Below are 22,389 nucleotides of genomic sequence, written 5' to 3' on the forward strand. Positions count from 1 at the left end.
CCATTTTACGCGTTGGACGACATTGGCTGTGTGCCCACCTCCACATCCACCCCCGCCGCCGCGAACACCTGAGCCAATGCGGGCGCCGGTGCTTCATCCGTTACCAGCAGATCGACGGCGTCCGCGCCGAATGCGTGCACCAGCGCGCTGTGGCCGAATTTCGCGTGATCCGCCGCGACCACGCGCCGTTCGGCCTGCGCGAAGGCCGCCAGCGAAAACGCCACATCGGCGGGTAGCGCGTCCATGAACCGCCCCTGCATATCAATCGCGGTGACCGAGACGATCGCATAGCGCACGTGGAACTGCCGTAGGAAAGCCAGCACGCTGTCGCCAACCGCGGCGCAGTCGTCCGCCCGCAACTCGCCGCCCGCGACGAACACCCGGTTGCCATTGCGCGGCGCCAGCACGCGCGCGACTTCGATGGAATTGGTCACGACCGTGAGCCGCGAGCGGGCGGCGAGCGCCTGCGCGATATGCAGACACGTCGTGCCGCCCTCGAGGATCAGCGAATCGCCGTCCCGCACCAGTTCGCCGATGCGCGCGCCAATTGCCCGCTTGCCCTCGAGGCTCGCCGTCATGCGCCGCTGGAACGGCGGCTCGTCGAGACGCTCGGGCAGCATGATGCCGCCGTGGACCTTGATCAGCAGGCCGTCCGCGATCAACGGCTTGATGTTGCGGCGGATGGTCTCGTCGGAGACGTCGAAACGGCCGGCTAGATCGGTGATCGTGCAGGTGCGCTGCTCGCGGACGAGTCGCAGGATTTCGGCTTGGCGCTGGCTGGAGAACATGAGGATTGGGCGGTGACGGTTCACTGGAGTCTAGCAAAAGTCACGATTTCGCGGGCTGGATAGCCACACGTTTCCAACTAAAACCACATTTCCGTGGTGATCGTGACGAGTTTTCTCCTTTCTTCGTCTGAAAATGTCCGCGGCGGCCACAATGCCTTTGCGTAAAACCATGTTTATGTGACCGCCGCATGACGCCGCTCCAATCACAACAAGGCTGCACACTCGTTGCATTTCGTGTCTTTTTGCGGCAATCTACGCGCACTCTCTCCACGTAATTCCACACATGTCCACATCCATTCCCACTCACGCTCGCGTCGTCATTGTCGGCGGCGGGATCATCGGCTGCTCGGTCGCCTACCATCTGACGAAACTGGGCTGGACCGACGTGGTGCTGCTCGAACAGGGCCAACTGTCGTGCGGCACGACCTGGCATGCAGCCGGGCTCGTCGGCCAGTTACGCGCCCAGGAGAGCATGACGAAGCTGATCCGCTATTCGACCGCGCTCTATGCCGAACTCGAAGCCGATACCGGCCTTGCCACCGGCTGGAAACAATGCGGCTCGCTCTCGGTGGCCCGCACGGCCGAGCGGATGACGCAACTCAAGCGCACCGCCGCCGTCGCGCGCGCCTACGGCGTGGCCTGCGACGTAATCAGCCCGCGCGAAGCCGGCGACCTGTGGCCGGTCATGCGCACCGACGACCTACTCGGCGCCGTCTGGCTGCCCGGCGACGGTAAGGCGAATCCCACCGATCTGACCCAGGCCCTCGCCCGCGGCGCCCGCCAGCGCGGCGCGCGGATCGTCGAAAACACCCGTGTGACGGCGATCCACACCCGCACCGCGCAGGACGGCAACGCGAGCGGCGCGCGCGAAGTCAGCGGCCTCGCGTGGCGCAACAAGGACGGCGACGAAGGCACGCTCGGCGCGGACATCGTCGTGAATTGCGCGGGTCAGTGGGCCAAGGCGGTCGGACGCTTGTGCGGCGTGACAGTGCCGCTGCATTCGGCCGAGCACTACTACATCGTCACGGAACGGATTGCCGGCGTGCATCCGGACCTGCCGGTGATGCGCGACCCGGACGGCTTCATCTACTTCAAGGAGGAAGTGGGCGGCCTCGTGATGGGCGGCTTCGAGCCGGATGCGAAGCCGTGGGGCATGAACGGCATCCCCGAGAATTTCGAGTTTCAACTGCTGCCGGACGATTGGGATCAGTTCGAAATCCTGATGGAAAACGCGCTGCAGCGCGTACCCGCGCTCGAAACGGCTCAGGTGAAGCAGTTCTATAACGGCCCCGAATCGTTCACGCCGGACAACAACTTCATGCTGGGCGAAGCGCCCGAACTGCGGCGCTTTTTCGTCGGCGCGGGTTTCAATTCCATGGGAATCGCGTCGGCGGGCGGCGCCGGCATGGCGCTCGCGGAATGGATCGTGGCGGGCGAGCCGACCATGGATCTGTGGCCGGTCGACATTCGCCGCTTCGCGCGCTTCAACGGCAACGACACGTGGCTGCACGATCGCGTGAAGGAAACGCTCGGCCTGCATTACGCGATGCCGTGGCCGAATCGCGAACTCGACAGCGCGCGTCCGTTTCGCCGTTCGCCGCTGTATTCGCTGCTGCGTGACGAAGGCGCGTGTTTCGGCAGCAAGATGGGCTGGGAGCGCGCCAACTTTTTTGCGCCTTCGCCTGAAGAAGCCAGGATCGAGTACGCGTTCGGCCAGCAGAACTGGCTGCCCTGGAGCGGCGCGGAACACCGAGCGTGCCGCGACGGCGTCGCGTTGTTCGACATGACGTCGTTCTCCAAATTTCTCGTCAAGGGACGCGACGCGCAAAGCGTGCTGCAAGGCATGGTCGCCAACGACGTGGATGTGCCGACCGGCACCACCGTCTACACCGGCATGCTCAACGAGCGCGGCGGCTACGAATCGGACTTCACGCTCACGCGCCTCGCCGACGATCAATACCTGCTCGTCACCGGCACCGCGCAAACCACGCGCGATTTCGACAGCATCGAACGGTTGATTCCGCACGACAAGCACTGCACGCTCGTCGACGTGACCGGCCAATATGCCGTGCTCGCCGTGATGGGCCCGCGTTCGCGCGAGCTGCTGCAAAGCGTGTCGAAAGCGGATTGGAGCAACGAAGCGTTCGCATTCGGCCAGAGTCACGAGGTCGACCTCGGCTATGCGACGGTGCGAGCCACTCGCCTCACCTACGTCGGCGAGCTCGGCTGGGAACTGTACGTGCCGGTGGAATTCGCGGTCGGCGTGTACGAGACGCTGCACGCGGCGGGTAAAGCGTTCGACCTCGTCAACGCGGGTTACTACGCGATCGACTCCTTGCGCATCGAGAAAGGCTATCGCGCATGGGGCCGCGAACTCACGCCGGATACGAACCCGTTCGAAGCGGGCCTCTCGTTCGCGTGCAAGCTCGACAAGGACATTGCGTTTCGCGGCCGCGACGCGCTGCTGAAATTGCGCGCCGAACCGCCGCGCCGCCGCATGGTCGTGCTGACCGCCGATGGCGCCGCGGATCGCATGCTATGGGGCGGTGAAGCGATTCTGCGCGACGGTCAACCGGTCGGCTTCGTGAGTTCGGCGGCGTTTGGCCACACGCTCGGCTGTCCGGTGGCAATGGGTTATGTGAACAATCCCGACGGCGCAGCAGACACTGCCTATCTGAACAGCGGCAGCTATGCTATCGACGTCGCCGGCGAACTGCTGCCGGCAACCCTGCATCTGAAGGCGCCTTACGATCCGCGTTCGGAACGCGTGAAGCGCTAAAGAACTAACGCTCGCCGCGCGCCATGCTCGAAAACACGCCGTCGCGTCGGATCAGCCCATGAAACAACGCGGCCGCGAGATGCAGCAGCACAGTGGCGAACAAGGCGAACGCGAGCCACGTGTGCAATGCACGCAGCAACGCGAACAGTTCGACGTTATGCGGCGCGATCGGCGGCAGATGAAGTGGACCGTAGAGCGTGATCGGATAACCCGCGGCGGACAGCATCGCCCAGCCGATCAACGGCATTGCCGCCATCAACACATACAGCACCAGATGCGAGGCCTTCGCCGCGAACCGCTGCGGCGTGGGCATATCGTCGGGCAACGGCGGGCTGCCGCGTGTGATGCGCACGCCCACGCGCAGCACCACCAGCAGCAGCAACGCAATGCCGAGCGGCCGGTGAATCGCGATCAGCGTGTTGTGCGCGCTCGAGACGGTGGCGACCATGCCCACGCCGATGAACAGCATCGCGATGATCAGGGGCGCCATCGTCCAGTGCAACAGGCGCGCGAGCGGACTGAAATGGGTGCGCGTCGGCCTCATGAGTGGTCTCCGTTTGTCTGAGCTTGATGAACCGCCGGATGCAAGGCTTCCTCGCGTGTGCGGCGCTTGTAGGATAGTGCGTACGCGGCCGAACGCGCGGCCAGCAAGGGATCGTCCGATGGCTTGATGCCTGAAGGCAGGATCGTCGGATCGAAGTTGACGTCGCGGCACGTGCCGTTGGCCTGCGACGTCGTGTGATCGATCACGAGTGTGCCCGCGTCGATATGTTGACGATCGTCGGGCCATTGCAGCGTGGCATCGTTCGTGGGGTCGCCGGGCTTCGCGACCGTCAGGATCAGATGCCAGCGCAAAGGCCCGTCTTGCAGGCGCTGATCGAGGTCGGCCTCGAGGAAATTCTTCTCGGCCTTTTCCGCGTCCGTGATCGGCGCGTACGGCGTCTCGGGCACCATCGCCCAGCGCACGGCGCGCGTATTGCCGGCGCCGTCGGTGAAACGGAATGCGTTGATGCTGTAGTACGCGGCATTCGCCAGACTCGACGAAGGCGGATGCGCCTTCACCCACGCCTGAAATGGCTGGGTCTCGGGATTCGCGGCATAGAACGCCTTGAGCTTGGCGGGGTCCGGTTTGCCGGTCGCCGGATCGGGCTTCGCGGCGCTCAGTTGCTGATAGAACTGCTCGGGCGTATGCACCGCGAAAACGGGCGTCGAATTCATCCCGGTGCGCCACTGCTCGCCGTTTTGGAGCTGGAACAGCAATGCGAGGCTGCGCACTGGCGAACTGGTATCCGACGCGGACGGGTTGCCGCCGGGCACCGCGAAGCGGCCCGTGACCGGCGTGCGGCCGGGCGCGAACACCGCCGCGCTGGACAGCGCCGCGCCAGCGCCGTTGCTGTCGAAATAGCCCTCGATACACAGGCCCTTGGCATGATTGCGCCGATAACCGGGATGCGGCTGGCCGGCCACGGCTTCGAATGTATTGATGAAACGCGGTGCGCTCAGACGCGCCGGCGTCAGCCAGCCTGCCGTGTAGGCGAAGCCGCCGGCGAGCACCAGCACGGCCGCGCCGATCGCGGCGAGTCGGCAGGGCACGCAGACAGGCCCGGGATTGGGAACGGATGGTTTTGCCACGAAAACTCCTCTCTCGGATAGATGCGCTTACCGGGCTAACACGCGATGCAGCGATCTATTCCATTCGATATCCGGCGCGCCCGTTCCAGTTGCGCGCCGGGTACCGGCACTTCAATTGACGCTGCCCGCCTGCGCGTCCTGGCTCGCAACATGGTTGGCGGCCGCCGCTTCTTTGGCGAGCGCTTCCTTGTGCTGCGCGACCTGCTGCGCGAACACCGGGCTCACGTCGGGATACGATGCATCGGTGACGTAATTCAGGCCGTTCTGCTCGGCCTGGATCAACTCCTGGTACACCTCAGCACGCGTCTTGCCTTGCGCAAAAGCGCTCGACGAAGCGGCGAGAACGACGACGGACAATGCGGCAAAAGCGATCTTCTTCATGATGAACTCCAGTGAGTTTTGTGCGGGTTTGCATGAAGGAGAACCACAGGTCCACAGCTTTTATTCCTGCCTCGAAGCGTCAGAAAAAACATATCCGGAAGCGGGAATAAACCGGCGCGCAATCGGGTTAGCTCGCACTTCGGCGGCGCGGTGAAGGCCGCATGAAAGTACGCTCGCGCCAGCCCTGCGGCGATGAAATTGACGTGCGAACATATGGAATAAACTTGGGTGTGTGCGTGTTCGCCCCTTCGCTAGCCGAACTCCAACGCACGCCGACTCCATGACCACTGACGCCCCTTCCGATTCGCCGCTTTCCGAAGCGGACATTCAGGCCTACGCCGACGGCACGCTGACGCCGGAGCGCGCGGCATTTCTGCGGGACTATCTGGGCAAGGATCCGGCGGAGGCGCGTCGGGTGGCGTTTTACGGCAGGCTGAACGCGCAGATTCAGCAGGCTTTTCAAACAACCGACGAACCCGTGCCGGGTCGCGTCAAAAGGTGGCGCCGCGTGTTGGAGCGCATCAACACGGGAAAACGCACCCGCAAGGTGGTCAACACGCTGGCGGCGCTCGCGCTGACGCTGGCGGTGGCGAGCGGCTGGCTCGCCGCGACCCAGGTGTCCGCGCAGGCGCTGAACAACGCCGCGGTGATGGCGCTGGCCGAAAGCGCCGCCGGGCAAGTTTCCGCTGCGTCGCCGACGCGCGTCGATCCGTCCGCGCCGAATCTTTCGGCTATCGGGTTGCGCCTCGTGGACCAAAGAGTGGTGGCGCTGGGCCCGCTTCAGCGGGTCAGCGAATTCATCTATCTGAACGGCGACAATCAACCGGTGGTGCTGCTGTCGGCTCTGGCGCTGTTCGCGCCGGCGCAGACGCAGTGGTCCGCGAGACGCATCGGCGAGATTCGCCTGTTGTTGTGGACCGCGCAGCGGCAGCGTTTCGTGGTCGCCGGCGACGCCCGCACCCACGGCCTGATGCGCGCGGCCGACGCGATGACCATGCGATGACGGGGTGTTGACTGCGGCACGCATTTCACGATCTCACCCACCACAAGGGAATAAAGTGCACGCACGTGTGTTCGCACCTCAAATGCGTCTTTTCGCGCGACAGGAGTGCGCCTCCTTGCGCGCGAAAAACCCCACGATCGGGATGAAAAATGGATGTCCGTGACGAGTTGATGGAGCATGTGCCGCGCTTGCGACGCTATGCGCGAGCGTTGATCAACAATCGCGACCTCGCCGACGATCTGGTGCAGGACACGCTCGAGCGCGCGCTCGGCCGCACCGGCATGTTCCAGCCGGGCACCGACCTGCGCGCGTGGCTGTTTACGATCATGCACAACGTGTTCGCCAATCAGGCGCGCAAGGCTTCCGCGCGCGCCGTCCACGTGGCGGTCGACGACGAAAGCGTGCACGAAAGCGAATTCGCCGTGCCCTCCGAGCAGACCCGCTCGCTGGAAATGCGCGACCTCGACTACGCGTTGCAGCGCCTGCCCATGGAGCAGCGCGAAGTCGTGCTGCTGGTGGGACTCGAGGAAATGAGCTACGCCGACGTGGCGCTCGCGCTGAACATTCCGCTCGGCACGGTGATGTCGCGGCTGTCGCGCGGACGCGAACGGTTGCGGGCGTTGATGGCGGGCACGCAGCCCGGTGCAAAATTACAGGTGGTGCGATGAGCGACCAAACTATGCCGATCGGCGAAGAAGACCTGCATGCGTACGTGGACGGCACGCTGTCCGACGAACGCCGTGCCGATGTGGAGCGCGCGCTCGAACAGAACCCCGAGCTGGCCGCGCGCGTCAGCGATTATTTTTCGCTGAACAGCATGTTCCATGAGCGCTACGACCGCGTGCTGAGCGAGCCCGTGCCGAAGCGCCTGCAGGCGCCCGCGCCGCGCCGCTGGCGGATTGCCGCCAACTGGCCGCAGTTCGCCGGAATGGCGGCGGCGCTGGTGATGGGCGTGGGCATCGGCGTGGGCACGCATATGGGACAGGACGTGATCGCGCCGGTCGCGGGCGGCCACTCGGACACGCGTCCTGTGAGCGCGGACGGCTCGGAAATGTTCGCTCGGCAAGCGGCGGTGGCGCATGTGGTCTACATGCCCGCCGTCGACCGGCCGACCGAGTTGAGCACCGACGATCACGAACAGGATTTCGTGCAGTGGCTCTCGAACCGGCTCGGCACCAACGTGCATCCGCCCATTCTGTCAAAGAGCGGCTTCAACCTCTCGGGCGGACGCCTGCTGCCTGGCGCCGATGGACCGACCGCGCAGTTCATGTATCGCGGGCCCAACGGCGAGCGCGTCACGCTGTGCATCTCGCGTCGTCAGCAGAATTCGAACACGACCGCGTTCAAGCTGTATCAGGACGGCCCGGTGAACGTGTTCTACTGGATCGACGGCGACTTCGGCTATGCGGTGTCGGGCGGAATCGAACGCAAGCAGTTGCTGCAACTGTCGCATGACGTCTATTCGCAGTTGACGGGCGCGGCGCCGGGCTGATCGCGGCCCTCCACTACGGTTTGCGCCTCAGCTTCCGGGCGTGCGGCCTCGATTCAGTGAGGCCGCGCGCGCGGCGTCATTCGAGGGTCTAGCGCGATGTAGCAATGCGGCGGGAATGGCTCGAATCGAGCTCGACAATGTTGCCTGCATTCGCACTCGACCTGATCAGTTCGCGCGGCGTCACACCCAATATGCGGCCCATCCAATGCGCCATATGGCTCTGATGCGCGAAGCCCGTATCGAGCGCGATCTGACTCGCGTTGAGCTTGCCTTGCAGCAGCAGCGTCCGCGCGCGCTCCACGCGCCGCTGCACCACGTATTGATGCACCGGCATGCCGAGCGTCTCGCGAAACAACACCTTGAAATGCGGCACGCTCAATTCGGCGAGCGCGGCCAGTTCGCTCAGCGTGAGACGCTGGTCTAGATTCGTTTCGATGAACTCGATCACGCGCGCGGCCGTTTTCGGCGCGAGCGTACGCCGCTTGTTGTCGAGCGTCGGTGCACCGCCGATCAGCCGCACCACCATCGCCGTACACAGGCTTTCGGCGTAGAGCGGATCGGATGCCTCGTCCGCTTCGAGCTCGGCGCGTAGAGCCCATGCGAGATATTGAAAGCGCGGATCGCGCAACTGGAATTGCGGGCGCAGTTGCGCGTCGCTTGACTTCAACGACAGTTGCTCGACGGTCCGCTGCGCGAACGCCTCGCTGATCCATACGCTGAAAATCGTGCAGGCGGCTTCATCGCTCCACTGCCCATCGAGTCCGGCGGGAATCACGTCGGCATCGCCATGCGCCTGGATTCGCGAGTAGCGGCGCTCGTTGCACAGGCAGCGTGCCTTGACCGGCGCGCCGACATGCACGCCCACCCGGTGAAATTTGAACGCGGGAATACGGTGCAGCCCGGCCGACACGTTGACCAGTTCCGCGCCGAAGCCTTGCCAGCCGAGCGGCCTGCTCGAACGCAATACGACGCGGGAACCGCTATGCGGCTGCGGTTGCAGTATGGGTATCGGTGTCACTGCGTTCATTGCTTCCCTCGTGGACGGCGGCCAATGTGAGTACATTGTGCGGCGTTTTCCGCGGCTTCGCTCGACTCTACGTGTTTCATCGCTCCCGCTGCGGCGCCGCGGCGGATAAAACCATCATCCGAATCTGCGCGGCGCGATCCTTGCCCGCGCGCCTCGTGATCGCTGTGTCCCTAAGATGAGGCCATACCGAGCCAACAAGGAGCGCAACGTGTTCGTGATTTTTGGAGCAGCCGGCAATGTCGGCGCAGTGAGCGCGGCGGCATTGCGCCGGGCGGGCCGCAACGTGCGTGCGGTGGTCCGCGATAAAAAACAGGGTGAATTCCTCGCCGGGATCGGCTGCGAGATCGCCGTCGCCGATCTGCTCGACGCCGCGACGGTGGCGCGCGCAATCGAAGGCGCGCATGCCGTGCAGCTGCTATGTCCAGTGCCGCGTGGGCACGCCGATCCCGCACAGACTATGCGACGCATGATCGACGTGAGCGTCGCGGCATTGCGCGCCGATCCGCCGCCGCGCATTCTCGCGCTCTCCGATTACGGCGCGGAACATGCGGCCGGCACGGGCATCACCACGCTGTTTCACGAGTTTGAAACGCAACTGCGAACGGTGGACTCGCGGTTGACGTTTCTACGCGCCGCCGAACACATGCACAACTGGGCTCGCGTGCTGCCGATCGCGCTCGCGAAAGGCGCGCTGCCGAGTCTGCATCATCCGTTGAGCAAGCGCTTTCCGACCGTCGCCGCACAGGACGTGGGCGTGCTGGCCGCCGAGTTGCTACTCGACGATAGCGTGCAGCCGGTTTCGCCGCGTGTCGTGAGCATCGAAAGCGATGAGCGCGTCAGCGCATTGGACGTGGCGCGCACGCTCGGCGAACTGGCGGGCCGCGCCGTCGTGGCACGCGAAGTGCCGCGCGGCGAATGGGCCGCGGTGCTGCAAGGCGCGGGGCTCGGCGAACATCACGCGCGTTTGATCACCGATCTCTACGACGCGCACAACGCGGGGCGTATCGACGTTGAAGCCGACATCAGCGAGCGGCGTTTCGGCGCGACGACGCTAGCCGAAGTATTGGCGGCGATTCTGCCGCGCGTGGCCGCTGCTGCGGCAACTGCCGACGACACCGCTCGTGCTCGTTAAAGAGGAGAGACCGCATGCATACCTGCCCTTTGCTACGCGCATCGATCGACGCGCGCAAGGTCACGCCCCAACATCGAACGCAGTCGACGCGCATGAGCAAGCGCGCGCGTCGCTGGCTGGCGATATCGGCAAGTCTTGTGGGATGGCTAGGCTGGCGCGCGCTGCGGGACGTGCTCAATGCAATTCCCGACAGCAACGACGACTTCAGCCTGTTCTGAACCGCCGCACTTCGATACAGCGGACGCGCAAAGCAAAACGCCCGAGATGCAACCCCGGGCGCAAGATATCGACGAATCCGCCGCTACAACGCCGGCTGCCGTTCACACACGGCGGCCGGTGCATGCGCGTGGCTCATTCGTTCTCATCGAAGTAATGACCGAACTTCACCTGCTTGGTGCGGATATAACGCTCGTTTTCCTCGCGCATCGGAATCGCCAGCGCGACCCGCTCGCACACCGGAATGCCGTGCTTGGACAGCGTGTCGAACTTCTCCGGATTGTTGCTCATCAGGCGCACCGACGTGACCTTCAGCGTGCGCAGAATGCCCGCGGCCGAATCGTATTCGCGTGAGTCGTCCGGCAAGCCGAGATCGAGATTCGCCTCGACGGTGTCGCGTCCCTGCTCCTGCAGCGCATACGCGCGAATCTTGTTCGACAGGCCGATGCCGCGCCCTTCGTGGCCGCGCAGATAGAGCAGCACGCCGCAGCCTTCCGCCGCGATGTAGCGCAGCGCGAGGTCGAGCTGCTCGCCGCAGTCGCAGCGGTACGAGCCGAGCACGTCGCCGGTGAGGCACTCGGAATGCAGCCGGGTCAACACGGACGACTGGTTGGCGACGTCGCCCATCACGAGCGCGAGATGTTCGGCGCCGCTCTCGCATACGCGGAACACGTAGGAAGTGAACGTGCCGTAGCGCGTGGGAAGCGTGGCGGTGGCGTCGAGAATGACGCATTCGCCGTTGGGTGCGCCGTCTACTGCGGGCGACGGATCGTGAGACGTGAGCATGGCGTTAGACAATGGTGCTGACATGAACCCGATCAAACCGGGAATAAGGTACGGACTGGGAGTTTACCGCTAATCGGCGTCCCGCACCCGTATGCCCTTGCATGCCGCACGGAACCGCCGTCGCGGCGCGCCGCTACCCGAGTTAAACGTAGCGCGCGCCACAGGTATTCCCGAAGTACCTCGCTGCCGCGTCACGCCTATACTGGAATGGCCTGTCCCTCACGACAGCGCGCCGCGCCGGCGTGCTGCACTGCGAAACGGAGCCGCTCCATGACAAGCGTTGCACAACTTCTTAAAACGAAACCGAACAACACCACCGTTTTCACTGTCGGGGCCGACGACTCAGTCTACGAAGCGATCAAGCTGATGGCCGAAAAGGGCATCGGCGCGCTGGTCGTCACGGACGGCGACAGCATCGCCGGAATCGTCACGGAGCGCGACTATGCGCGCAAGGTCGTGCTGATGGACCGGTCGTCGAAGGCCACGCCGGTGCGCGACATCATGAGCAAGGCCGTGCGCTTTGTCCGTCCCGATCAGACCACCGACGACTGCATGGCCCTCATGACAGAGCGGCGCATGCGCCACTTGCCGGTAATCGAGAATGACCGGCTGGTCGGCATGGTATCGATCGGCGACCTGGTGAAGAACATCATCGCCGAACAGCAGTTCACCATTCAGCAGCTCGAGTTCTACATTCACGGCGAGCGGCCCTGATCTAAGGTGCATGCAGCGGAACCCGACGCGCAAAAAAAGCCCAATCCGTGAAACGGTTGGGCGAAGCTACCTTGCGGCAGCGGAGGTTCCTTGATTTGTTGAGCGCGACTCGCGCGGCACGGCTTTTTTTGTGGCGCTCGCGGCGCTGCTGCCGCGTCGCGCCCGGATCAATTCGCCGTTTGAAACCGTGCGCGCCATGAATGCGGCGCGCACGCCGATAGCAACTTCACACTGCTTGCTGACTGACTACTGCATCTCGCTCGAGGCGAAACGCTACTCGGTTGACCCGCGCGTTTTCGCCTCGATCGACGTTGTGCAAGGGCCGGCCTCCAAGGCTTGAGTTCAGGCCCGCAACCGGCTCCCTCGCTGGCTTAGTTACCGAAGTACACCGACTTCGAACCCGTCATCGGTTGAACCACGCCGCCGGCTTGCGACGAACCACTCGTCGCGCCACCGTAACCGCTGGTATCGGCGACCGGTTCCTGGGTCTGCGCGACAGCCGGATTTTGCGCCTGTACGCGCCGTTCAGCTGCCTGAATGTCGGCCGGATACGTCGGGTCGTTGGACGCGCCTGGGTTATAGCCGGCTTGTTCAACCCGGATCAGATCGGCGCGCACTTCCGCGCGGGTGACGGGCTGTTGGCTCGACTGAGCGAACGAAGCGATCGGAGCGGCGAGAACGGCTGCAATGGCGACTGCCTTGATGAGCGATTTCATGATGATTTACCTCCAGACCTGGTTTTATTTGCGACGCTTGCCACACCATGTGAGAAGCGAGTGATTTCAGTCTAGTCATCAGATCGCCAAGGGAAAACCCTTGATTTCGAGATAGATAATTGTCGGAATCGCAAGAATGATCCGAAAATTACCGCATGCTTCGATCCAAATCGCATCTTTGGCGTAATAATTGTCGGGATCGTAACCTGTTGTGTCTGAAGTTTCAAAAATACGTCTGATCTGAGCGTGTTCTGCCGGGATACGCGTGATCGGCGGGCAAATTTACGCCCTCTTCGGCGCACCGGACTGGGGCGTTACCAGGAGTTTGCGCGGCCCGCTGACAAAGGCGCTGCCGGGTTCGAAAAACCTGAGCGGCCGATGCATTTCGCGCGACAAGCCAATGCGCGTCGTCACCCCCACCGGCACTTCGCCCCGCTCGATGACGCCGATCCACAAGCCGCGGCCCGAGCACAGATCCCAGCCGTCGAAGGTCGGGCCGATGCCGAGCGCCATCGTGAGCCGGCCGGGTCCGCGCGCGAGATCGCGCAGCGGCACGCCGGGCCGCCGCGCTTCCATGAGCGGCAGGCCTTCGAGCGGCTCGATCGCGCGCAACAGAATGCCGGCGCCGACCTCTTCCGCTTCGGCGGACATGTTGAGCATGTACGACAGGCCATAGGTCAGCCGCACATACGCATGACCCGGCGCGAGAAACATCGAACCGTTATACGGACGACGGCCCATGAACGCATGACTGGTCGAATCGCCGAGCGGATACGCCTCAGTCTCGACGACTCGTCCGCTCATGCGCCCTTCGGGCAGATCGTGCACGAGGTATTTGCCGATCATGAAGCGCGCGAGTTCGACAGTATCGAGCGGTAATTCGTCACGAAGCAATGGCAGGATGGGAAGTTGATGTTTGCGCATGCGTCAGGCCTTATTTTTAAAGCGCATGGAGTGGGACTCAAAAGATAGGCGAACGGTATGGGATGCGTGGAATCGAGCCGCGCAAACGGCGCGAGGCAACGCATTGGTTCCAGCGGTTGAGCGCCATCGGTCAGTTTTCATCGGCCCATTCGTTGTACCAAAACCTCACTTCCGTGCTGCGCCGCCATCACCATGGCACTAATTGGAGTATCGTGTGTTTCCGGCCTGCAGCACAGCCTTTGCCGGCTCGCGTGTGTTTCGGCCCGCCCGAATCAGCATACAGATTGAAAGCATTCGCACGATCCGCAGCACCGTTCCATTCAGTTTTGATCCCGATGTACCTGCTGGTGTAGCGCACTGCCTCATTCGGGGGCGGTTGTACCCATGACAATAGGAGAGAGTTGAATGAAAGCATTCCCGGCAATCAAGATGATCGGCAGCGCGCTGATCGTTCTCGCGTCCCTCAATGCGTATGCGCAAAGCAGCGATGCCGCAGCCCCGGCAGCGGCAGCGCCGACGGCCAAGCAGACCAAGGCGACCGACCGCGCTTTGGGACGCAAGGTCCGCAGCGCTCTGTCGAAGACGAAAGGCCTGAGCGTGGCGAACATCACCGTGCGCGCACGCGGCGGCGCAGTGACGCTGGCTGGCTCCGTGCCCGAGCAACCGCAAGTCGACCTGGCCACTCAGGCGGCGCAAGGCGTGGCCGGCGTGACGTCGGTCAAGAACGCCCTGACGATTCGTCCGGTCGGCCAGTAATCGAGTGAACCTGCTGTAACGACATAGCCGGACGCCAATGCCTTCTCGCAAGGCATTGGCGCAACCGGAGCGGTTTCGCCGGACGCGGCGCACCCGTAGTATCCTCGACACGCCGGGGTTGCCCGACATCCCGCGTTCAGCCGACGGAACCTCAATGCATACCGGTCGCCGTAGCCACCGCGCATTAGCCACGCACCGGCCACGTCCGCCATGCGTTATCCGCGCAATTCTGCGTGACCCGATCCCTTTCTCCAGCAGTCGCCGTTTGCTCTACAGCATGCCGGACGCACGCCGTCGTCATGTGTCCTTGCGAATCGACAAAGCGCCGTCCACGAACAACTATCCTTTATAATTTAATGCGTTAGAGCGTATTGTTTAGAAGATGCATGAACATGCGCGCTCGCTCCAAGCCAAGGCGGAAGCCGTTCACGTCCCGCCGGGCCACTCACTACAAGCATTAAAAGGAAGCCCAATGACCACGCCTGCGATCGTTCTGCCCCGCTGGACCATTGCCGCGCCATTCGTCGCGTGGATCGTGCTCGGCATCACGTATGCCATGCCGGGCAATGCGCTGCTGCTCGTGCTGGTCGGCGTGGCGTTGTGCGCGGCGGTCTTCACGGCGGTGCATCACGCGGAAGTGGTCGCGCATCGGGTCGGCGAACCGTTCGGCACGCTGGTGCTGGCGGTGGCCGTCACGGTGATCGAAGTCGCGCTGATCGTCTCGGTCATGCTCACGTCCGGTCCGGAAAAGGCCGGTCTCGCGCGCGATACGGTATTCGCCGCAGTGATGATCGTCTGCAACGGCATTGTCGGGATTTGCCTGCTGGTGGGCGGCATCCGCCATCGTGAGCAGGATTTTCAAAGCCGTGGCGCCGCTGCGGCGCTGGCCGTGCTGGCGTCGCTGTCGGTGCTGACGCTGGTCATGCCGAACTACACGACCACCAGCCTCGGCCCGCTCCTCTCGTCTTCGCAACTGGCGTTTGCCGGGGTGTCGTCGCTGGTGCTGTACGGCGTGTTCGTGTTCGTGCAAACCGTTCGCCATCGCGATTACTTCCTGGCTGGCACGCCGGATGAGGACGTCCACGCCGCGCCGCCGAGCGCCGGCCAGGCGCTGGCGGCCGGCGGCTTGCTGCTGGTGTGTCTCGTCGCGGTGGTATTGCTTGCGAAGGTGCTCTCGCCGGTGGTCGAAACCGCGGTCAAGAATGCGGGCGCGCCGGCCGCCGTGGTCGGCATCGTGATTGCCGCGCTCGTGCTGCTGCCTGAAGGGCTGGCCGCCGTGCGCGCGGCGCGTGCCGACCGCTTGCAGAACAGCCTGAATCTCGCGCTCGGCTCGGCGCTGGCCAGTATCGGCCTGACCATTCCCACCGTCGCCTGCGTCTTTCTGTACACCGGCCAGCCGCTGGTGCTCGGCATCGACGGCAAGGAAACCGTGCTGCTCGTCCTCACGCTGATAGTCGGCACGCTCACGCTCAGCTCCGGCCGCACGACGATTCTTCAAGGCGCCGTGCATCTGTCGCTGTTCGCGGCGTATCTGTTTCTGTCGTTCGCGCCTTGAGCCTTGGGCGCTGATTTTGCAACCGCGGCGGTCAGGCGGTCGACGCCGCCGAAACGGCGCGCCTACTACTCTTCCCAATGCGCCGCGATCCAGTCGCGAAACAGATTCAGCTTCTGCTGATGCGCGACCGAGTCCGGGTAGACGAAGTAATACCGCCACCCGGTCTTGAGCACCGTATCGAACGGCCGCACGAGACGCTTGGCCGCCACGTCCTCGTCGATCAGCGCAAGATCGCTGATCGCGACACCGAACCCCTGTAACGCGGCGTTGGTCGCCATATCGAGCGTGTCGAAGCTCGGGCCGTGCTCGGCGTCGATCGCCGCCGCCTTCGCGGCATCGATCTCGGTTACCTTGGCGAGCCACATCTTCCAGTCGCGATGATCGCGAGTGGGATGCAGCAGCGTGTGGCGCGCGAGGTCGGCCACCTCGGCAAGCGGCTTGTCTTTCAGCAGATCGGGCGCGCACACCGGCGTCAGACGCTCCTCGAACAACGGCACCGCCTGCACGTCCGCCCCCGGCGACGAGCCGTAAATGATCGCGGCATCGAACGGTTCGAGTTGGAAATCGACGTCGTGCTGCCACGTGGTCGTGATCTGCACGTGCAGTTCGGGATACTCGGCCTGGAAGCGCATGATCTTCGGCAGCATCCAGCGCATCACACAGGTCGGCACTTTCAGCGCGAGATCGGTGCGCTGCCGGGTGAGGCGCAGCGAAATTTCCTCGATGCGCGCGAAGCTCTCCTTTACGGCCGGCAGCAACAATTCCCCTTCGGCGGTGAGCGTCAGGCCTTTCGCATGGCGCTTGAAGAGCGGAAACTTGTAGTAGTCCTCGAGCGCGATGATTTGCCGGCTGACCGCGCCCTGCGTCAGGCATAGATGGTCGGCGGCGCGCGTGAAACTGCGATGCCGCGCCACGGTTTCGAAAATCTGCAACGCGTTGAGCGGCGGTAGGCGGCGCATCGTGGGTGTCCAGTACGATCAGGAAAAGTCATTGCGCGAGCGTCGCGGCGCGGGTCGTCGCCTGCCGCCAAAACGCCTCTCGCGAGCCTACAGGATACGCGATCACAAATTGCCGCACGAGAAACGGACAACGCGACGGTCATGCATTCGGCTCATGCCGATGCCAAAACCTGCCGTTATCCAGACCAGCATGCACCGGCACAGGGCAAAACACGTCGACAACCGCACCAGAACCGAGCTTTCCTCATACCTCCGCGAGGGCGCGAATCGTCGACGAAACATGGACGTTAACCCGCATGCGCTACTGCCTCGGCGCTCCCGCCCTCTGACGGGCGCGCGCCGCCCCGGTCGCGCGACGGCCTTCGCATGAGATTACGTCATGCCCCTCATGCGCATATTTCGTTTGTTGAGGGATTTTGGCAAACCTAGAGTGCATTCACACGCAGCGCATGCAAGCAACGCAAACGAGCGATGCAGCGGCGGCGGTCACAGCGATATCACCAGGCAACAGGCGTTCAACACAGGAGACCGCCATGGAAGAGATCAAACGGGGTAGAAGGCAGGCCATCAAGTCGATCGGCGCGGCACTCGCGGCATCCACTTTGCCGATGCCGTTCATCAATCTGCGCGCACAGGAACACAACTTCAGCGGCAAGACGCTGCGTCTCTTGACCTGGTCGGACGACACGGGCGCTGCCGCTTTGCGCAATATCGCCGCCACGTTCACGGCGAAAACCGGCGCGAAAGTCATTGCCGACCGCGCCGACGGCACCTCCGGCATGGTCGCGAAGGTCAAGGCCGCGGGCGATCGCCCCACTTACGATGTGATCACATTGGCCGGCGTCGGCGCGGCCGGTCTCGGCGACGCCGGGCTGCTGATGAAGCCCGATCTGGACAAGCTGCCGAACCTGAAAGACGTCGCGGCGCAATACCGCACGGGCGCGAACGGCTTCGGCGTCGGCTATCTGCTGTGGTCGGACGGGTTGATCTACAACACGTCGACGGTCAAGACCGCGCCGGCATCGTACGAAGCACTGTGGGATCCCAAATACGCCGGACGCCTGTTCCTGCCGCCGCCCGAGTGGGCCGAAGCGGTGGATCTCGCGATCATCGCCGCGAAGATGAACGGCGGCTCGCAACAGAACATCGAGCCGGGCTTTCAGAAACTGATGCTGTTGAAGGATCGCGTGATGACGCTCGGCGAGAACCCGAACCAGGTGGCCGATCTGTTCCGCACCGGCTCGCTCGATATCGGCGGCATCTATTCGCCGGCGTTCTTCCCCAACCAGATCCGCAAGCCCGAGTACAAGATGGGCGTGACCTACGGCATGAAGGAAGGCTTCGCCACGCAGCTGATGTTCACCGTGATCCCCAAAGCGCATCCGGGCGACAGCGATCTGATCCACGCCTTCATCAACCATTCGCTCGACGCGGGCGTGCAAGGCCGCATGGCCGCCGACGTGCTGAACGGCCCGGTCAACTCGAAAGCGGTGATTCCCGCCGAGAGCCGCGCGTTCGTGCCGAGTCCGCAGCAGATCGCCGAGAAAGCCGTGCTGCATGACGACAAGGCGCTCGCCGTGGTGCAACCGGCGTGGATCAAGCGCTACACCGAAATCTTCTCGGCATGACCGCGATGCTCGCGCGCTTTTCGCGGCGTGCTTCGTCGGCGTCCGATCCGGCCTCGGACGCCGCGACGGGCGCGTCCAGTCTCGGACCGGACACGCCTGCCGCCAACGCGATGGCAAAGGCGCGGCCGTGGCTGCTGCTCGCGCCGATCCTGCTGTTTCTCGCCATCCTCGGCGCGGCGGCGCTGGTCGTGCTGCGCATGAGCTTCGGCACGCAAGGCAACGAGTGGCGCGGCTTCACGCTGCAAAACTACGCGGACCTGCTCGACGGCTACTTCATGAAGTCGTTGTGGCTCACGTTGAAGCTCGCGTTCCAAAGCATGATCTGCGCGGTGCTGCTGGCGATTCCGGTCGCACTGGCGATGGCGCGCACGAAGTCGCGGCTCGCACGGCGGCTTCTGCTCGCAGGCGTATTACTGCCGCTGCTCGTCAATCTGCTGCTGCAAGGCTATGGCTGGCTGATCATTCTCGGGCCGGCCGGTCTGCTCAATCACGCGCTGCTCGGCAGCGGCCTCGTGCAACGTCCGTTGATGTGGCTGTACCGCGAAAACGGCGTGCTGCTCGGCCTGATCCAGACCGCCTTTCCGCTCGCCGTGCTGCCGCTTTCGAGCGCGATGCGCGCGGTCTCCAGTTCCTACGAAGAAGCCGCCGCCACGCTCGGCGCGACGCGCTGGCAAACGCTGCGTCACGTGCTGTTGCCGCTCGCCATGCCCGGTCTCGTGTCCGGCGCGCTGCTCGTGTTCGCCTACAACGCCAGCGCGTTCGCCGTACCGCTGCTGCTCGGCGGACGACGTGTGCCGATGCTGGCCGTGCTGGTGCACGATCAGGTCGCGCCTTTGCTGAACTGGCCGGCAGCCTCCGCGTCGGGAGTCGTTTTGATGATCGCCACGTTGACGGTGATGGCGCTGTCGCAGCGCCTCGTGCGCCGTACGCAGCGTCTCGCCGAGGAGCCTCACGCATGAGCACGCCTATTCAAACCGCGCCGCCGCGCTTGCAACCGCGTGCACCACGCTTGCCGGCCGTCATGCCCGGCCAGCTCGGCAAGGCCACCGCCCTGCTGGCGGCGATCGTTCTGTTCCTCGCCGCGCTGCCGATCCTCACGATGATCACGATGTCGTTCAGCGCAGCCGACACGCTCGAATTCCCGCCGCACGCCTACGGCTTGCACTGGTATCGCGCCGCGTGGCACAGCTTCGTGTCGCCGGACGCGAGCGACTCGCTGTCGATGGGCGCCGCCTTGCGCACGAGCCTGATCGTCGCGCTGTCGACGATGGTCATCGCCACGCTCGTCTCGGTGCCCGCCGCTTACGCGTTGAGCCGCTACCGCTTTCGCGGCAAGCCCGCGGTCGAACAACTGGTCGCGTTGCCACTCGTCTATCCGCTCGTGATGCTCGGCCTGTCGCTGCTGCTGGTGTTCAACGTGCTGCCGGTCGAACTCGGCGTGTTCCGCCTGATCATCGCGCACGTGATTCTGGCGCTGCCGTTCACCGTGAAGAATTGCGCGGCGTCGGTCGCCTCGATTGGTCCGGAGTTCGAAGAGGCAGCGTGCGTGATGGGCGCGAGCCCGAGCCGCGCGCTCGTCGACGTGATCCTGCCGCTGATGCGCCCCGGCATTCTCGCCGGCATGCTGTTCGCGTTCATCATCTCGTTCAACGAATTCACGGTGACGTTCTTTCTCTACGGCATCGATACGATGACGCTGCCGGTGTGGCTCTACAGCCGCACGGTGTCGTCGCTCGATCCGACCGTGTTCTGTTTCGCCGTGTTCATCGTCGCGATCGATTTCGCGCTGATCTGGCTGCTCGAAAAGCTGATCGGCGACGAAGGCGTCGCGCTGTGACCGCCTCTTTTGAACACGCGCCCATGACGCCCAATTGCTGGAGCTTCCGATGACCCATTTAACGTTGCAGGCCGTGACCCGGCGCTTCGGTGCGGCCCATGCCGTCGACAGCGTCGATCTGAGCGTGCCCGACGGCAAGCTGGTGTGTTTTCTCGGCCCGTCCGGCTGCGGCAAGACCACGCTGCTGCGGATGATCGCCGGCCTGGAAACGCCGACCTCGGGCAACATCCATTTCGCCGGGCGCGACATCACGCGTCTGCCTGCGAACCAGCGCGACTTCGGCATGGTGTTCCAGTCGCTCGCGCTGTTTCCGCACATGACGGTCGCGCAAAACATCGCGTATCCGCTGAAGCTGCGCAAGACCGCGAAGGACCAGCAGACGCGCCGCGTGGCCGAGTTGCTGGAGCTGATCCAGTTGCCGCACATGGCGAACCGGCCGGTCACGCAACTTTCCGGCGGCCAGCGCCAGCGCGTGGCGATTGCGCGCGCGATCGCCTCGCAGCCGAAACTGCTGCTGCTCGACGAGCCGCTCTCCGCGCTCGACGCCAAGCTGCGCGAGGCGATGCAGGTGGAAATCCGCCTGCTGCAGCAGCGTCTGGGCATCACGACGATCATGGTCACGCACGACCAGCGCGAAGCGATGACCATGGCCGACGAGATCGTCGTGATGGAGAAAGGCCGCATCGCACAGGTCGGCAAGCCGCTCGATATCTATCGCGATCCGGTCAGCGAATTCGTCGCCGACTTCATCGGCCTCGGCAATATCCTGCCGGTCACCTACGACGGCGCGGGCAACGTGAGCCTGCCGGGCGGCCGGCGCATCAGCGTGGTGCAACCGGCGCGCGTGCCGGAGTCCAGCAGCGATATCCGACTGCTGATCCGCCCGGAAGACGTGTGCGTGAAAGCGGCGTCCGACGCAGCGGGTCCGAACCGGCTGCAAGGCACCGTGACGTTTATCCGCGACGTCGGTGCGTCGCTCGAAGCGACCATCGATTGCGCCGGCTTCATCTTGACCGCCGCTACGACGCCGCGCGAAACGCCGGGGCTCACGCTCGGCATGCCGGTGCTAGCGGAATTGCCGCCGCACGCGTGCAAACTGATCGCCGCACGCGCCGCGCATTGAAGCGCACTGAATCGCACGCCACTAAAACCCATTCCAATACCGACATTTTCGACAGAGGAAAGATCATGAACCACCGCCCCGCCGCCCACTCCCGCACCCGCCGGGTGTTCGCCACGCTCGCCGCGACGCTCGCCTTCACCGCCCTCGGCGCACTGTGCGCGTTGCCGTCGGCCGCGCATGCGGATGCGCTCGACAACATCGCCAAATCGGGCACGGTGCGCATCGGCGTGTTCGAGGACTATCCGCCGTTCGGCTCGATCGGCCCGGACATGAAGCCGATGGGCTACGACATCGACGTCGCCAACCTGATCGGCAAGGCGCTCAACGCCAAGGTCGAACTCGTGCAGGTGACGGGCGACAACCGCATGGCCTACCTCGCCGACCACAAGGCGGACATGCTGTTGTCGGTCGGCCAGACGCCGGAACGCGAAAAGGTGATCGACTTCTCGCAGCCGTATGCGCCGTACTACCTCGCCGTGTTCGGCCCGAAAGCGCTGCCCGTGAAGAACGCCGCCGACCTCGCCGGCAAGTCGATTTCGGTCGCGCGCGGCACGCTGGAAGACCTGAGCGTGACCAAGATCGCGCCGCCCACGGCGAACATCAAACGTTTCGACGATCCTAACGGCGCAATTTCGGCGTTTCTTTCTGGTCAGGTACAGTTGATGGTAGTCGGCAACGACGTCGGCGCCACGATTCTCGCGCGTCATCCCGCCAACGATCCCGAGCAGAAGTTCTCGCTGTTCAGCTCGCCGGATCATGTCGGTTTGAACAAGAACGAGCCGCGTCTGAAGCAGAAGGTCGACGAAACGATTGCCAAGGCCCGCAAGGACGGCACCATGAACGCGATTTCGCAGAAGTGGCTGCGTGCGCCGCTGCCGGCCGACCTCTGAACCTTTTTTGCGCGGACCACGCAGCGTGGTCCGCGCCGGAGTTTGACCTCA

24 protein-coding genes are annotated in these 22,389 nt (G+C 64.1%); 15 read left to right on the top strand and 9 right to left on the bottom strand.

Annotated elements, in window-relative coordinates; genetic code table 11:
- Positions 1-5 precede the first annotated feature (5 nt).
- Positions 6-788, bottom strand: coding sequence for a DeoR/GlpR family DNA-binding transcription regulator (locus tag PQR42_RS20995; protein ID WP_408391584.1), 783 nt, complete (start codon positions 786-788; stop codon positions 6-8).
- Positions 789-1,071: 283 nt separating this feature from the next.
- Between PQR42_RS20995 and PQR42_RS21000 the strand changes: the two genes are divergently transcribed.
- Entirely contained in the window at positions 1,072-3,567 is a 2,496-nt protein-coding gene (locus PQR42_RS21000; RefSeq protein WP_408391586.1) for a GcvT family protein, read from the top strand.
- 4 nt (positions 3,568-3,571) lie between these two features.
- Here the strand turns inward: PQR42_RS21000 and PQR42_RS21005 are convergent, their stop codons facing one another.
- The 3 genes from PQR42_RS21005 to PQR42_RS21015 all read right to left on the bottom strand — a co-directional run bounded on the left by PQR42_RS21005 (position 3,572) and on the right by PQR42_RS21015 (position 5,580).
- Positions 3,572-4,111, bottom strand: coding sequence for a cytochrome b (locus PQR42_RS21005; RefSeq protein ID WP_408217403.1), 540 nt, complete (start codon positions 4,109-4,111; stop codon positions 3,572-3,574).
- Entirely contained in the window at positions 4,108-5,199 is a 1,092-nt protein-coding gene (locus tag PQR42_RS21010) for a catalase family peroxidase (RefSeq protein WP_408391588.1), read from the bottom strand. The genes PQR42_RS21005 and PQR42_RS21010 overlap by 4 nt, the downstream gene beginning before the upstream one ends.
- Before the next feature lie 111 nt (positions 5,200-5,310).
- Positions 5,311-5,580, bottom strand: coding sequence for a DUF4148 domain-containing protein (locus PQR42_RS21015; RefSeq protein ID WP_408391590.1), 270 nt, complete (start codon positions 5,578-5,580; stop codon positions 5,311-5,313).
- 280 nt (positions 5,581-5,860) lie between these two features.
- Between PQR42_RS21015 and PQR42_RS21020 the strand changes: the two genes are divergently transcribed.
- The 3 genes from PQR42_RS21020 (at position 5,861) to PQR42_RS21030 (ending at position 8,075) form a co-directional block, all read left to right on the top strand.
- Positions 5,861-6,583, top strand: coding sequence for an anti-sigma factor family protein (locus PQR42_RS21020; RefSeq protein WP_408391592.1), 723 nt, complete (start codon positions 5,861-5,863; stop codon positions 6,581-6,583).
- Positions 6,584-6,732: 149 nt separating this feature from the next.
- Positions 6,733-7,251, top strand: a complete 519-nt coding sequence (locus tag PQR42_RS21025) for a sigma-70 family RNA polymerase sigma factor (RefSeq protein ID WP_408217391.1) — start codon at positions 6,733-6,735, stop codon at positions 7,249-7,251.
- Positions 7,248-8,075, top strand: a complete 828-nt coding sequence (locus tag PQR42_RS21030; protein WP_408391595.1) for an anti-sigma factor family protein — start codon at positions 7,248-7,250, stop codon at positions 8,073-8,075. Before PQR42_RS21025 ends, PQR42_RS21030 begins: the two co-directional genes overlap by 4 nt.
- Positions 8,076-8,163: 88 nt before the next feature.
- On the opposite strand, the gene PQR42_RS21035 is transcribed toward PQR42_RS21030, so the two are convergent.
- The gene (locus PQR42_RS21035; protein ID WP_408391597.1) at positions 8,164-9,102 is read right to left on the bottom strand and encodes a helix-turn-helix domain-containing protein; all 939 of its coding nucleotides are present in this window, start codon (positions 9,100-9,102) and stop codon (positions 8,164-8,166) included.
- Between the two features lie 208 nt (positions 9,103-9,310).
- On the opposite strand from PQR42_RS21035, the gene PQR42_RS21040 reads away from it, so the two are divergent.
- On the top strand, positions 9,311-10,234 hold the full coding sequence (locus PQR42_RS21040) for an NmrA family NAD(P)-binding protein (RefSeq protein ID WP_408391599.1): 924 nt from the start codon (positions 9,311-9,313) through the stop codon (positions 10,232-10,234).
- A 14-nt stretch (positions 10,235-10,248) separates the two neighbouring features.
- Positions 10,249-10,452 carry a hypothetical protein gene (locus PQR42_RS21045; protein ID WP_408217379.1) on the top strand — a complete coding sequence of 68 codons (204 nt, stop codon included), beginning with the start codon at positions 10,249-10,251 and terminating at the stop codon, positions 10,450-10,452.
- A 133-nt stretch (positions 10,453-10,585) separates the two neighbouring features.
- Here PQR42_RS21045 and ribA read toward each other — a convergent pair whose 3' ends face one another.
- Complete coding sequence (gene ribA / locus PQR42_RS21050) at positions 10,586-11,236, bottom strand: GTP cyclohydrolase II (protein ID WP_116121574.1); 651 nt, start codon at positions 11,234-11,236, stop codon at positions 10,586-10,588.
- 270 nt (positions 11,237-11,506) lie between these two features.
- Between ribA and PQR42_RS21055 the strand changes: the two genes are divergently transcribed.
- Positions 11,507-11,950 carry a CBS domain-containing protein gene (locus PQR42_RS21055; protein WP_012426849.1) on the top strand — a complete coding sequence of 148 codons (444 nt, stop codon included), beginning with the start codon at positions 11,507-11,509 and terminating at the stop codon, positions 11,948-11,950.
- A 130-nt stretch (positions 11,951-12,080) separates the two neighbouring features.
- Positions 12,081-12,290 carry a hypothetical protein gene (locus PQR42_RS21060; RefSeq protein WP_408217376.1) on the top strand — a complete coding sequence of 70 codons (210 nt, stop codon included), beginning with the start codon at positions 12,081-12,083 and terminating at the stop codon, positions 12,288-12,290.
- A gap of 31 nt (positions 12,291-12,321) precedes the next feature.
- Here PQR42_RS21060 and PQR42_RS21065 read toward each other — a convergent pair whose 3' ends face one another.
- A complete protein-coding gene (locus tag PQR42_RS21065) occupies positions 12,322-12,666 on the bottom strand; it encodes a DUF4148 domain-containing protein (RefSeq protein WP_408217373.1) in 345 nt (114 codons plus the stop codon).
- Between the two features lie 282 nt (positions 12,667-12,948).
- The gene (locus tag PQR42_RS21070; protein ID WP_408391602.1) at positions 12,949-13,590 is read right to left on the bottom strand and encodes a DNA-3-methyladenine glycosylase; all 642 of its coding nucleotides are present in this window, start codon (positions 13,588-13,590) and stop codon (positions 12,949-12,951) included.
- 405 nt (positions 13,591-13,995) lie between these two features.
- On the opposite strand from PQR42_RS21070, the gene PQR42_RS21075 reads away from it, so the two are divergent.
- Together PQR42_RS21075 and PQR42_RS21080 are read left to right on the top strand one after the other, a co-directional pair.
- Positions 13,996-14,346, top strand: coding sequence for a BON domain-containing protein (locus PQR42_RS21075; protein WP_408217367.1), 351 nt, complete (start codon positions 13,996-13,998; stop codon positions 14,344-14,346).
- Between the two features lie 472 nt (positions 14,347-14,818).
- Entirely contained in the window at positions 14,819-15,901 is a 1,083-nt protein-coding gene (locus PQR42_RS21080; RefSeq protein ID WP_408217365.1) for a calcium:cation antiporter, read from the top strand.
- A gap of 65 nt (positions 15,902-15,966) precedes the next feature.
- Here the strand turns inward: PQR42_RS21080 and PQR42_RS21085 are convergent, their stop codons facing one another.
- Positions 15,967-16,860, bottom strand: a complete 894-nt coding sequence (locus PQR42_RS21085) for a LysR substrate-binding domain-containing protein (RefSeq protein ID WP_408217362.1) — start codon at positions 16,858-16,860, stop codon at positions 15,967-15,969.
- Positions 16,861-17,393: 533 nt separating this feature from the next.
- On the opposite strand from PQR42_RS21085, the gene PQR42_RS21090 reads away from it, so the two are divergent.
- The 5 genes from PQR42_RS21090 to PQR42_RS21110 all read left to right on the top strand — a co-directional run bounded on the left by PQR42_RS21090 (position 17,394) and on the right by PQR42_RS21110 (position 22,338).
- Positions 17,394-18,488, top strand: a complete 1,095-nt coding sequence (locus PQR42_RS21090; protein ID WP_408391604.1) for an ABC transporter substrate-binding protein — start codon at positions 17,394-17,396, stop codon at positions 18,486-18,488.
- A complete protein-coding gene (locus PQR42_RS21095; RefSeq protein ID WP_408391606.1) occupies positions 18,485-19,447 on the top strand; it encodes an ABC transporter permease in 963 nt (320 codons plus the stop codon). Before PQR42_RS21090 ends, PQR42_RS21095 begins: the two co-directional genes overlap by 4 nt.
- Positions 19,444-20,325 carry an ABC transporter permease gene (locus tag PQR42_RS21100; protein ID WP_408217355.1) on the top strand — a complete coding sequence of 294 codons (882 nt, stop codon included), beginning with the start codon at positions 19,444-19,446 and terminating at the stop codon, positions 20,323-20,325. Before PQR42_RS21095 ends, PQR42_RS21100 begins: the two co-directional genes overlap by 4 nt.
- A 49-nt stretch (positions 20,326-20,374) precedes the next feature.
- Positions 20,375-21,448 carry an ABC transporter ATP-binding protein gene (locus PQR42_RS21105; RefSeq protein ID WP_408391608.1) on the top strand — a complete coding sequence of 358 codons (1,074 nt, stop codon included), beginning with the start codon at positions 20,375-20,377 and terminating at the stop codon, positions 21,446-21,448.
- Positions 21,449-21,513: 65 nt separating this feature from the next.
- Complete coding sequence (locus PQR42_RS21110; RefSeq protein ID WP_408391610.1) at positions 21,514-22,338, top strand: transporter substrate-binding domain-containing protein; 825 nt, start codon at positions 21,514-21,516, stop codon at positions 22,336-22,338.
- The last annotated feature ends 51 nt before the right edge of the window (positions 22,339-22,389 follow it).

This window comes from Paraburkholderia sediminicola (genome assembly GCF_046027355.1).
Classification (GTDB): Bacteria; Pseudomonadota; Gammaproteobacteria; order Burkholderiales; family Burkholderiaceae; genus Paraburkholderia; species Paraburkholderia sediminicola_B.